General features: G+C 57.3%; 14 protein-coding genes. All 14 read left to right on the plus strand.

The window, feature by feature from the left end; all coding sequences use genetic code 11:
- Positions 1-724, plus strand: a 724-nt coding sequence (locus tag BG52_RS08045; protein WP_036667081.1) for a Glu/Leu/Phe/Val family dehydrogenase, incomplete at its 5' end; no start/stop codon positions are given.
- Positions 725-761: 37 nt separating this feature from the next.
- A complete protein-coding gene (gene prsW / locus BG52_RS08050; protein ID WP_036582663.1) occupies positions 762-1,454 on the plus strand; it encodes a glutamic-type intramembrane protease PrsW in 693 nt (230 codons plus the stop codon).
- A gap of 67 nt (positions 1,455-1,521) precedes the next feature.
- Positions 1,522-1,686 (plus strand): hypothetical protein, encoded by a 165-nt coding sequence (locus BG52_RS16050; protein ID WP_190287500.1) that lies wholly within the window; start codon positions 1,522-1,524, stop codon positions 1,684-1,686.
- A gap of 75 nt (positions 1,687-1,761) precedes the next feature.
- On the plus strand, positions 1,762-3,093 hold the full coding sequence (gene ypeB, locus BG52_RS08055) for a germination protein YpeB (protein ID WP_036582661.1): 1,332 nt from the start codon (positions 1,762-1,764) through the stop codon (positions 3,091-3,093).
- A 101-nt stretch (positions 3,094-3,194) separates the two neighbouring features.
- Positions 3,195-3,848, plus strand: a complete 654-nt coding sequence (locus BG52_RS08060; protein WP_036582659.1) for a flagellar brake protein — start codon at positions 3,195-3,197, stop codon at positions 3,846-3,848.
- A 436-nt stretch (positions 3,849-4,284) separates the two neighbouring features.
- Positions 4,285-4,989 (plus strand): (d)CMP kinase, encoded by a 705-nt coding sequence (gene cmk, locus BG52_RS08070; RefSeq protein WP_036582656.1) that lies wholly within the window; start codon positions 4,285-4,287, stop codon positions 4,987-4,989.
- A gap of 3 nt (positions 4,990-4,992) precedes the next feature.
- Positions 4,993-5,577 (plus strand): lysophospholipid acyltransferase family protein, encoded by a 585-nt coding sequence (locus BG52_RS08075; protein ID WP_036582653.1) that lies wholly within the window; start codon positions 4,993-4,995, stop codon positions 5,575-5,577.
- Between the two features lie 112 nt (positions 5,578-5,689).
- Positions 5,690-6,970 carry a 30S ribosomal protein S1 gene (gene rpsA, locus BG52_RS08080; protein ID WP_036582650.1) on the plus strand — a complete coding sequence of 427 codons (1,281 nt, stop codon included), beginning with the start codon at positions 5,690-5,692 and terminating at the stop codon, positions 6,968-6,970.
- Between the two features lie 236 nt (positions 6,971-7,206).
- A complete protein-coding gene (locus BG52_RS08085; RefSeq protein ID WP_036582647.1) occupies positions 7,207-7,839 on the plus strand; it encodes a hypothetical protein in 633 nt (210 codons plus the stop codon).
- Entirely contained in the window at positions 7,836-8,753 is a 918-nt protein-coding gene (locus tag BG52_RS08090) for a YIEGIA family protein (protein WP_036582644.1), read from the plus strand. The genes BG52_RS08085 and BG52_RS08090 overlap by 4 nt, the downstream gene beginning before the upstream one ends.
- Positions 8,746-8,931, plus strand: coding sequence for a capping complex subunit for YIEGIA (locus BG52_RS08095; protein WP_036582642.1), 186 nt, complete (start codon positions 8,746-8,748; stop codon positions 8,929-8,931). Before BG52_RS08090 ends, BG52_RS08095 begins: the two co-directional genes overlap by 8 nt.
- A gap of 69 nt (positions 8,932-9,000) precedes the next feature.
- On the plus strand, positions 9,001-10,323 hold the full coding sequence (gene der / locus BG52_RS08100; protein WP_036582640.1) for a ribosome biogenesis GTPase Der: 1,323 nt from the start codon (positions 9,001-9,003) through the stop codon (positions 10,321-10,323).
- An 11-nt stretch (positions 10,324-10,334) separates the two neighbouring features.
- Positions 10,335-10,949, plus strand: coding sequence for a glycerol-3-phosphate 1-O-acyltransferase PlsY (gene plsY, locus BG52_RS08105; RefSeq protein WP_036667083.1), 615 nt, complete (start codon positions 10,335-10,337; stop codon positions 10,947-10,949).
- On the plus strand, positions 10,939-11,701 hold a 763-nt coding region (locus tag BG52_RS08110; RefSeq protein WP_036667084.1), incomplete at its 3' end, for an NAD(P)H-dependent glycerol-3-phosphate dehydrogenase. The genes plsY and BG52_RS08110, both read left to right, overlap by 11 nt.

Raw genomic sequence — 11,701 nt, forward strand, 5'->3', positions numbered from 1 at the left:
GGGCAAGCCGCTCGTGCTCGGCGGGTCGCACGGCCGTGAGACGGCCACCGCACGGGGTGTGACGATCATGATCGAGGAAGCGCTGGCGGCGTCTGGCATTCCGTTGAAAGGGGCGCGGATCGCGGTTCAGGGCTTCGGCAACGCCGGCAGCTTTTTGGCCAAGTTCATGCACGAGGCGGGAGCGAAGGTGGTCGCGATTTCCGATGTGCACGGCGCATTGTACGATCCGGAAGGACTCGACATTCCGCATCTGCTGGACAAACGTGACTCGTTCGGCGCGGTTACCAATCTGTTCAAGAACACGCTGACGAACGGGGAGCTGCTTGAGCTGGACTGCGACGTGCTGGTGCCTGCGGCGATCGAGAATCAGATCACGGCGGACAACGCCAGCCGCATCAAGGCGAGAACCATCGTCGAGGCCGCTAACGGACCGACGACGCTGGAAGCGACCCACATGCTTCACGACCGGGGCGTGCTGCTCGTCCCGGACGTGCTGGCCAGCGCCGGCGGCGTTATTGTCTCCTATTTCGAATGGGTGCAGAACAATCAGGGCTATTACTGGTCGGAGCGGGAAGTGGAAGGGAAGCTTCATGCCATGATGGTTCGCGGTTTCCAGGACGTGTATGAACTGCATCGGACGCGCAGGGTCGATATGCGGCTTGCCGCTTATATGGCGGGCGTGCGCAGAACTGCAGAAGCGGTTCGGTACCGCGGCTGGGTGTGAGAGGACCGCTGCGGAAAGAGAGGAGGTTCGGTTGTTCATGCTGTTGTTTTCCATACTGACCGCGGCCGTCGCTCCGGGCGTGTCGCTGCTGACGTATTTATATTTGAAGGACCGCTATGACGCCGAACCGATCCATATGGTGCTCCGTCTCTTTGTGCTCGGCATGCTGATTGTGTTTCCGATTGCCGTTATACAGCGCGGGATGACGCTGTGGCTCGGAGAAGACCCTTTTGTGTTCAGCTTCGTTATCTCGTCCGGTGTGGAGGAGATGATGAAGTGGTTTCTGGTGTATCACATCATCTACAATCATACCGAATTCGACGAGCCTTATGACGGCATCGTCTACGCGGCAGCGGCTTCACTCGGCTTCGCGACGCTTGAGAATGTTCTGTACGCGATTCTTCAGCCGGCCACGTTCGGAACGCTGCTTGTTCGCGCGCTGCTCCCGGTGTCGGGACATGCCTTATTCGGCGTCATTATGGGCTATTACATCGGCAAGGCGAGATTTGCCGGGGACCGTTCGCGTTATTATTTGGTGCTGTCCCTGATCCTGCCGCTTTTCTGGCATGGTCTTTACGATTACATCATGATCACCGTCAAGACGAACTGGATGTGGCTGATCGTGCCGCTCATGGCTTACTTATGGATCCGGGGGGCGCTGAAAATCAAACGGGCCAACGCCCGTTCGCCTTTTCGCCTTGTGACGCGCGAGGATCAGGTTAAATTGTAACGTTTCCGTATATACTGGCTAGGAGATGACGGCCAGGCCGTGCAATCAACCGCCGGGAGGAAAAGCAATGGAACCAGCGAGAGTAAAGGTCAGAATACGCTGCAATTGGTGCGGCGAACGATTTGTCCTCCGCGGCAAGAAGGACAAGGACAAGGACAAGATCGATACGGGCTTCAGAATGTGCCTTTGCGACAACCGCGAAGATTTCGAAATCGAAGAGCAGCCGTCTTAACGATGCACTCATGCATAAAGTTCCTTTCGGCAAACCACACTAACACTAGGTTTGTGAACGAAAGGAGCTTTTGCCATGTATGCGAGATTAAGCGGGGTGCTGTTTCCGATCGTGTCGCTTGTACTGCTTGGCTCAGTCTACTGGGGATATCAGGAGCATCAGGAAAAGAACAGCGTATTGCTGAAGGCGGAGAACCAATACCAGCGAGCCTTCCATGACCTGAGCTTCCACATGGACCAGCTTAACGAGCAGCTCGGCAACACGCTGGCCGTCAACTCGACGTCACAGGCTTATCACCGGAAAGGCCTGGTCAATGTTTGGCGAATCACGAGCGAAGCGCAGAACGAGATCAACCAGTTGCCGCTGACGTTATTGCCGTTCAGCACAACGGAGGAATTTTTGTCTAAAATAGCCAATTTCTCCTATCGAACGTCGGTCCGAGATTTGACGAAGCAGCCGTTGACGGACAAGGAATACGCAACGCTGAAGACGCTCTACAACAATTCAAAGGACATCTCGGCCGATCTGCGAAAAATGCAGGCGAAGGTGTTGCAGAACAACCTGCGCTGGATGGATGTGGAGCTTGCTTTAGCGTCCGAAAGGACGCCTAGCGACAACACGATTATCGACGGCTTCAAGACGATGGACAAAAAAGTGGCCGAGTACCCGGAAATCGACTGGGGGCCGTCGGTGGCCGCCCTTTACGAGAAACGCAACGTCCGCATGCTGACGGGCAAGAAGGCGACGCCGCAAGAAATCGCGCAGAAAGCGGCCGGGTTCCTCGGACTTCGCGATCCGGACGCCGTCAAGGTTACCGAGAACGGGAAAGGGACCGAATACGAATCGTATTCCGCTGTTGTGGTTGCGGCCGAAAACGACCGTAATGTCCAGATGGAATTTACCAAGCAGGGCGGACGGCTGATCTGGTTTATGAACCCGCGCTCTACGGGGAAAGTCCAGAAGGTGTCGCTGCGCGAGGCGGAGCAGGAGGCGCGTCGCTTCCTGAAAGGCAGAGGTTATGCCGATAAGGAGCCGATCAGTTACGACGATGCGGACAATTCGGTTAACATCACGTACGCGTCGGTGCAAGACGGGGTCGTCATTTATCCGGAGAAGCTGACGGTGAAGGTCGCGCTGGACAACGGACAAGTCGTCGGCCTGCAGGCCGCGGATTTTGTCTATGAACAGCATGCGCGCAAGCTGCCTAAGCCGGGCATTTCCGAAGCCGAGGCCCGCAAATTGCTTAACCCGTCCTTCAAGATGGCCGGGATGCGACTGGCGCTGATCGAGAACGAGCTTCGCGAAGAGGTGCTGTGTTACGAATTCAGGGGCCGCATCAATGGCGGCGATTACCGGATTTTCGTCAATGCGGACACCGGAATCGAGGAAAAAATAGAGCACGCCTGACAGATCGACTTCTGCCGGACGGGACCGGAGAATCATTTTCCAAGCTGGTTCAAATCCCGGCCCGCATGCTATAATCGGAGCATACGGGAGGGGGAGCCGAATTGCTGCCGAAAGTGAATCAGACTTTGTTTCTGCAAGTGGCTTCGTCGGACGAAGAGGAAGCCGGAGTTGACTATAAATCCCGCATAGCGGATATGGATGACGACAGGATGATGATCGAGATCCCGATCAATGAGCGAACGGGTCGCTACAAGAAACTGTATCTCGGCGACGAGCTGTCCGCTTTCTTTATTACCGATGGCGGCGTGAAAAACTTTTTCAGCACGCATGTGCTCGGTTTCAAGGACGAGGCGATCCGGCTGATCGCCGTGGAGAAGCCGGATCCGGAGTCGATTACCCAGATGCAGCGCCGAAGCTTTCTGCGCGTCTCGGCCGAGCTGGAGCTCGCCGTGAAGCTAAACGACCATGTGCGTTTTCTGGCGTTAACCGATGATGTCGGCGGCGGCGGCATTTCGTTTATTGCCGAGGGCAAGTGGAAGCTCAAACCGGAGGATATACTAGAGTGCTGGCTGGCGCTGCCCTACAAGAATGGCTCCATCGAGCATGCCAGCTTCCGAATGGAGATCGTGCGCGTAAAGCCGCTCATTATGGGACGCGACCAGATCATGGCCAAGTTTAACGCGATCACCGACGGCGAACGCCAGAAAATTATCCGGTACTGCTTCGAGCGGCAGCTGCAATTCAGAAAAAATTAACGCGTGAATATGGTTCCTCCGCGCCTCCGCCCTATGACGCATAAGATCCCCGGGCTTGGGCAATCCTAGCGGCAGACCGACCCGGCATGGGAAGGGCAAGGGGGCGAATAAACGCGTGAATGGGAATAAAAGCGTCTCAGACAAGGCCCGGATCGCCAAGGCAGACTACCTGTGCGCGAAAATATGGCTATGCATTGCGGCGCTGCTAGCGGCCCTTTTAGTGGCTCAGGCGGCGCTTCGTTTCGACGGCGTTCGACTCATTCTATCCGTAACGGAGCGGCTGGAAGGGCGCCCTATTTCTGGAGACTGTTTTTGCATCCGGCCTTAGCTTGTGATATAATTTTTTCGTTCGCAGGCGTTGCCTGCTTTTTTCTTGAGGGTCGCTGGCTGCGGTTTTTCAACCTGCGACGCGACCGATTCGTGGAGGGATTAATCGTTGTCGACGACGGAACAGCATGATCACGCGAAACGCATCAATATTGCGATCGACGGACCCGCCGGAGCGGGAAAAAGCACGGTTGCGCGCAATGTTGCGCGCCGTTTTGGCTATTTGTACATCGATACGGGAGCCATGTACCGGACCGTCACCTTGGCCGCTCTGAGGCATGGAATCGACGTCCGCGACGAGGCTCGGCTCGAGAAGCTGGTCGCAGAGCTGGACATCGGGCTGGAGCCCGGCGATCCGGTCCAGCACGTCTACCTGAACGGAGAGGACGTCACGGAGGCAATTCGCTCGAGGGAAGTCACCCAATCGGTTTCAGCTGTCGCCGCGGCGGAGGCCGTGAGGCTTCGGCTGGCCGAGCTGCAAAGGGATCTGGCCGCAGGCAAAGGCGTAGTTATGGACGGCCGGGACATCGGCTCTCATGTGTTGCCGAGTGCCGAACTGAAGGTTTTTCTGACCGCAAGCGTCGAGCAGCGCGCGCTCCGGCGCTACAAGGAAATCGGCGATAGACAGGGAATTCCGCTCGAAACATTGGAACGTGAGATAGCGGAACGCGACCGGATGGATGAACAGCGCAAGATTTCACCTCTTGTCCGCGCTGAGGACGCTGTGCTGCTCGACAGTACGCGCCTGTCTATAGACGAGGTCGTGGACATAATTGCGAACTTCGGCCGAACCAAATTGGGGGAGGCGAAGTAAATTATGTTATACCGCATCTGCCGGTTTTTGCTGAACGTGATTTATACGCTGCTCTTCAGGCTGAAAGCCGAAGGCCTGGACAATATTCCGGCCGAGGGGCCCGTGTTGCTCTGCTCCAACCATATCAGCCAGCTCGACCCGCCGACCGTGGGCATCAAGGTCAAACGCAAGGTTCATTACATGGCCAAAGCCGAGCTGTTCGGTTTCAAGCCGTTCGGCGCTTTTCTGCTCGAGCTTGGCGCTTTTCCGGTCAAGCGGGGAGGCGTCAGCAAGGAATCGATCAAGCTGTCTCTTCAACTGCTTAGAGACGGGAAAGTCATGGGCATTTTCCCCGAGGGAACGCGGAACACGTCGAGCGTTGACGTCGCGGGCAAAAAAGGCGCGGCCATGCTGGCGCTGCGCAGCGGAGCTGCCGTCATTCCCGTTGCGATCGTCGGGCGCTATCGTCCCTTCCGAAGAACGGTCATCCGTTATGGCAAGCCGATTGATTTATCCGGTTTTCGGGACGAGAACGGGCCGGATCAGCTTGAGCGGGCAACCGAGCTGATTATGCGGCGGATTTACGATTTGGCGGCAGGAAAAGCCTAACAACCGGTATCATCCTTTCTTTCATTTTAAATCCTGCGGGGTGTTTCATACGTCTTCGTCAGGTTTAAATAAAGTTGATTAAGTTGGCGTACGAATCGAGGAGGTTAGTTCAATGTCAGAAGAAGCTAAAGTGCAGGAAAACGAAGCCGTTCAAGCAACGGAATCCGCCGGTGAGGCCGCAAGCGAATCCGGAGCGGCGGAAAGCATCTCCGAACAAACGATGGACAATTTGGTGTCGATCAAGAAAGGCGATACGGTCAAGGGTACGATCGTGAAGATCGAGGACAACCAGGTAACCGTAAGCCTTGGATATAAATATGACGGCGTCATTCCGCTTCGGGAGCTTTCCGCTGTTCATCTCGATAACGCAGCCGATGCCGTTCAGGTCGGCCAGGAAATCGAGCTGAAGGTCGTCAGCATCGACGACGACAAAGAAAGGCTCGTTCTGTCCAAGCGTTTGATTGACGGCGAGAATGCCTGGGAAGGCCTGCAGGAAAACTTCGACAAGGGCGAAATTATTGAGGTTACGGTAGCGGATGTCGTCAAAGGCGGTTTGGTTGCCGATGTAGGCGTACGCGGATTCATTCCGGCCTCGATGGTGGAGCGTCATTTCGTCGAGGATTTCAGCAACTACAAAGGCCGCACGATTCGCGTTAAAGTGAAGGAATTGGATCGCGAGAACAATAAGGTGATCCTGTCCGCCAAGGAAGTGCTGGAAGAAGAATTCGAAGCCAACAAGCAACGGATCATGTCTTCGCTGGAAGTCGGCCAGGAGATCGAGGGCACGGTGCAGCGCCTTACGCCGTTCGGCGCGTTCGTCGACATCGGCGGCATCGACGGTCTGGTTCACGTTTCCGAGCTGTCGTGGGAGCATGTGGCGCATCCGAAAGATATCGTGTCGGAAGGTCAGAAGGTGCAGGTGAAGGTGCTGAAGGTCGACCCAGCGGCCGGCAAGATCAGCCTGAGCATGAAAGCGGCGCAGCCCGGTCCTTGGGAAACGGCGTCCGATAAATTCAAGACGGGCGATATCGTGACCGGTACCGTTCGCCGTTTGGTGAGCTTCGGTGCGTTCGTTGAAGTGGCGCCGGGCGTAGAGGGACTTGTCCATATCTCGCAAATCGCGCACCGCCACATCGCTACACCGCAAGAGGTGCTGAAGGAAGGCCAGGAAGTCAAGGCGAAGGTGCTGGATTTCATTCCGAACGAGAAGCGCATCAGCCTCAGCATCAAGGAAACCGAAGAAGCGCCGGAGCAAGCTCCTAGACCGGAGCGCAGCGAGCGTTCCCGCGCCCCTCGCGAAGACATCAACAACCCGAACGTGAGCTTGAACAAGGAAAGCATGAGCTTCACGCTCGGCGAGAAGTTCGGCGACAAGCTGAGCAAATTCAAGTGATCGTTTGAAAATCACCGAGCCTGGGTCGCCTTTCGGCTTTCATGGCTCGGTTCATCGAGAAACCCGCGTCTTTTCAAGACGTGGGTTTCTTGTGTTGGGGCGGGAGAAGCCTGAACGGGAAACCATTCCGTTAATCCCGTTATTGATACCCGCACCCCTCATCCCCATGCATAGGGGCAACTTGGTTTACTCTGCGTCCTGCCGGCGCATAATAGGGCAAAGAGGAGGGATGGCGCGTGAATGCCGGGTATTTGGCTTGTTTGGTGTGGGTATGCGCGGCGATTCTTCTGTTGACGGGTTGGAGGCGACAGCTTATCGGCGATTTTCCGGCCGCCCGTGCCGTTGCGTATTTGGCGGGCTTGATCGGATTGATGGCCGTGTCCAAATCCGGCGGCGCGGCGGTCTATTATCCGATGTTATGGACGGGTGCTTGGGCAACGGCTGCATTGGCGGCCGTTAGACCGGCTTCCAGACAAGCTTATGCCTGGTTCTCTGCCGTCCTCTGCTCCGTCGTATGGCTGTGGTCACGCGGGCTGTATGCGGTCGATCCGGTGTTCGTGCTGTGGGATGCGCGGCTTGATCCGCCGCTTTTGGCCGGCGCGTTATGCGCCTTAACGGCCGGGGGCTTCCGTGAACATTTTGCGGTTGCGGCCTTTTCTTCCTTGGCCGGCCTATTGCCCGTCGTCGAAGAAACCGGAATCTGGGCCTGGGCCGATGCCCTGGCCTTAACCTGGCTAACGGCGCGCTTTGCGTCCCTGCTTACTTCTCTGCTTACCTCTCTTCTCGCCGGTCCTGTTCCGCTTCTTCGTTTGCGTGCGTTTGCTTACAGGTACAAGTCCAGCCGATTTAAGGAGGAACGCGAGCCTTGACAGCATATTTCGCAGCGCATAAGCTGACGGTGGGCATTCTGATCGGCGTCATATTCGGAGTCGCCGCACGTTTGATGATGCTCAAAACCGACTACCGCCAATATCCGACCTATCCGCACGGCCGAATCATTCATATATCGCTCGGCGTGATCGCCGCCGCGCTCGGCGCAATTGCCGTTCCGGCCTTGTTCAACAAGGACTATACGGCCATCACGTTTCTGACGCTTGCGGCCCAGCAATTTCGCGACGTCCGCAAGATGGAGCGGGAAACGTTAACCAAAATCGATGAACTGGAGCTAGTTCCCCGGGGCGCCACCTATATCGAGGGAATCGCCATGGTGTTCGAAGGCCGGAATTATCTCGTCATCATGGCGGCGTTCCTGGCCAGTCTGGGCTCGATTCTGCTGGGATGGTATTGGGGGGCCGCGGCGGGCCTGCTGTCGCTTTGGGCGGTCCGGGCGCTGAAATCGGGCAAATCGGTTTCCCATATTGCCAAGGTTGAAACCGCAGCGGTGCGTCAGGACGGTCCGGATCTGTACGTCGGCGATATTTATATGATGAACGTGGGGTTGGCCTCCAACCGGGAAACGATCTCGGAGCGGGGGCTCGGCCTGATTCTGTCGCCGTTCAACGCGAACGGCAAAGCGACGCTTGGCAATCTAGGCCAGCGGCAGGCGATATTGTTCGATCTGTCTACGCTGCTCGGCGTTTATCGCGATGACGGCGAGCCTGCGCTCGTGCCGCTCGCCAAGCTGGATATGCGGGACGGCCGGCTGGGCATTTTTTTGCTGCCGCAAGATAAGGATCCGGGAAAAGCGCGCGCAGTGACCGAGCGTGTGCCGGTCCTCGAATCGGCGGTCCGGATGCCGACCGAAGCGAAGGTGAACCGGAAGGAGAAGGGCGCGAATGGGTAAAATATGTGCGGTCGTGACGATAAACCGGGAGAGCGTCGGCGGAGGAGCGCCTATTTTTGTCGAAAACAGCGCGGATCATGCGGAGAAAACCGCTTTTTTGCTGGAAAAAATTTTGGACGCCAGCACGCATGATTTAAAGAACGGAACGTTCATTTTGGTCTCTCACGCCGCAAAATGAAATGTTAGCCAAGCCCGTTGTTTTTTGCTATGATGGTTATCGTGAGAATTTCAGAAGGAGTTGGAAGGGATGGCAAGACCCGTAGTCGCGATTGTAGGGCGGCCGAATGTAGGGAAGTCCACGATCTTTAACCGTGTGATCGGCGACCGGCTGGCCATTGTGGAAGACAAACCGGGCATCACACGCGATCGTTTATATGCTCCGGGCGAATGGAGCGGCAAGTTGTTCAGCATCGTGGATACAGGCGGTATCGAGATCGACGGCGAGGACGAGATTATGAAATCCGTGCGGATGCAGGCGGAGCTCGCGATCGAGGAAGCCGACGTCATTATCTTTATGGTGGATGCCATGGCAGGGCTGACACATGCCGACGACGAAGTTGCGCATATGCTGTTCCGCTCCCGCAAGCCGGTGGTCGTCGCGGTGAACAAGGTGGACAACCTGAGGCGGACGGACGAAATTTATGAGTTTTACAGCCTTGGATTCGGCGAGCCTATCGCCATTTCGGGCGCGCACGGAACGGGGATAGGCGACCTGCTGGACGCGGTTGTTAGAAAGCTTCCCGAGCTCGAAGACATCGAATACGAGGATGACGTGATCCGCGTCGCGCTGATTGGGCGCCCGAACGTGGGCAAGTCCTCGCTTGTGAACGCGATACTCGGCGAAGACCGGGTTATCGTCAGCCACGTCGCCGGCACGACGAGGGACGCGATTGACACGCCTTTCGAGAAGGACGGCCAGAAATATGTGCTGATCGATACGGCTGGCATGCGCAAGCGCGGCAAGGTGTACGAGACGACGGAGAAATATAGCGTGATGCGGTCGCTGAAGGCGATCGAACGGGCGGACGTCGCGCTTATCCTCATCAACGGCGAGGAAGGGATCATCGAGCAGGACAAGCACATCGCCGGCTACGCGCATGAAGCGGGCAAAGCTTCGGTCTTTGTAGTCAACAAGTGGGACGCCGTCGAGAAGGACGAGAAAACGATGCAGAACTTCGAGCAGCATATTCGCGATCATTTTCTGTTTATGTCCTATGCCCCGGTCGTGTTTTTATCCGCGAAGACGAAGTCCCGACTGCACAAGCTGCTTCCGGTCGTCGACCATGTCTCGGAGCAGCATGCGCTGCGCATTCAGACGCATTTGTTGAACGACGTTGTGGCCGACGCGGTGGCGATCAATCCTCCGCCTACGGATAAAGGCAAACGCTTGCGCATCAATTACGTCACACAGGTGGCCGTGAAGCCGCCGACTATGGTCATATTCGTGAACGACCCGGAGCTGATGCATTTCTCCTATCAGCGGTATTTGGAGAATAAAATCAGGGCGGCGTTCGATTTCGAAGGGACGCCGGTGCGGATCGTGACACGCCGAAAGTCTGAGGCGGATTAGGGGAGAGGCATTTGTTGGAACAAATCTTCGCGGTTGTCAGCAGTTATTTGCTTGGTTCGGTGTCATTCAGCATCCTGATCGCCAAATGGGTGAAAGGCATCGATATCCGGCAGCATGGGAGCGGGAACGCGGGCGCGACAAATACGCTGCGGGTGCTGGGCAAGGGGCCGGCGGCGGGCGTTTTCCTGCTGGATGTGGCGAAGGGAGTCGCAGCGGTCTGGATCGGCCAATGGCTGGGAAACGGCAACGTGTGGATGACCGTCCTCTGCGGAATGGCGGCCGTTACCGGCCATAATTGGCCAATCTGGTTCCGCTTCAAGGGCGGCAAAGGGATCGCCACGACGATCGGCGTCATGGCGACATTGGCCTTCTTGCCGGCGCTGTTCGCCGGAATCGCGGCGATCGCCGTCATCGCTCTGACGAGGTACGTATCGCTCGGCTCTCTCGTTTTCGCCGCGCTGATGCCAGTGTTCGTCGCTTTGTTCGGCCTGCGGGAAGAGCTGCTCTGGACGAGCCTGCTCGTCGGCTTGTATGCTTTCGTGCGCCACCGGACGAACATCGTCAAGCTGGCGCAGGGGAAAGAAAACAAGCTTGGCGGCAAGAAGGGGGTGCCCCATGGCGAATAAACGGACCGCCGTGCTGGTTGCCGGAAGCTGGGGAACGGCGCTCGCCGCCGTACTGGCCGATAACGGCCATGAGGTGCGCATGTGGACGCGCAACGCGGCGCAGGCTGCCGAAATTACCGGGCGGCGCACGAACGAACGATTTCTACCGGACATAACGCTGCCGGCAGGGTTGACGGCAACGACCGATATCAGGGAAGCGGTGGAGGGGGCGGATTTGGTGCTGTTCGCCGCGCCCTCGTCCGCGATGCGTGACGTTGCGCGCGCCGCAGCGCCGCACCTGAAGGCAGATGTGCTTTGCGTGCACGCCGCCAAAGGTTTCGAGACGGATTCGAAGAAGCGGATGAGCACGGTGCTGAACGAAGAACTTTCGGGCCATGAAGAGCGGATCGTCGTCCTGTCCGGTCCTAGCCACGCCGAAGAGGTTGTCCGCAAATGCCCTACGACCGTTGTGGTGGCGTCGGTCTCCCAGGAGGCTGCGGAGGAGGCGCAGGATTTTTTCATTAACGCTTATTTTCGGGTCTACACCAATCCCGACGTGATCGGTGTTGAGGTGGCGGGAGCGATCAAAAATATTATCGCGCTCGGCGCCGGCTTGTCGGACGGTCTTGGCTTCGGCGATAATGCAAAGGCGGCTTTGCTGACCCGGGGGCTTGCCGAGATCGGGCGATTGGGCTCCGCCATGGGCGCCAATGTACTGACGTTCGCGGGACTCGCCGGTGTCGGCGATCTGATCGTCACCTGCACGAGCCGCC

This window comes from Paenibacillus darwinianus (assembly GCF_000598065.1).
In the GTDB taxonomy this organism is placed as follows: Bacteria; Bacillota; Bacilli; order Paenibacillales; family Paenibacillaceae; genus Paenibacillus_I; species Paenibacillus_I darwinianus.

What these genes read in the sequence shown, in the direction of transcription:
- rpsA (WP_036582650.1), top strand. Translation starts at nt 5,690, where the DNA reads ATGTCAGAAGAAGCTAAAGTGCAGGAAAACGAAGCCGTTCAAGCAACG.
- prsW (WP_036582663.1), top strand. Translation starts at nt 762, where the DNA reads ATGCTGTTGTTTTCCATACTGACCGCGGCCGTCGCTCCGGGCGTGTCG.
- BG52_RS08095 (WP_036582642.1), top strand. Translation starts at nt 8,746, where the DNA reads ATGGGTAAAATATGTGCGGTCGTGACGATAAACCGGGAGAGCGTCGGC.
- BG52_RS08075 (WP_036582653.1), top strand. Translation starts at nt 4,993, where the DNA reads ATGTTATACCGCATCTGCCGGTTTTTGCTGAACGTGATTTATACGCTG.
- BG52_RS16050 (WP_190287500.1), top strand. Translation starts at nt 1,522, where the DNA reads ATGGAACCAGCGAGAGTAAAGGTCAGAATACGCTGCAATTGGTGCGGC.
- der (WP_036582640.1), top strand. Translation starts at nt 9,001, where the DNA reads ATGGCAAGACCCGTAGTCGCGATTGTAGGGCGGCCGAATGTAGGGAAG.
- ypeB (WP_036582661.1), top strand. Translation starts at nt 1,762, where the DNA reads ATGTATGCGAGATTAAGCGGGGTGCTGTTTCCGATCGTGTCGCTTGTA.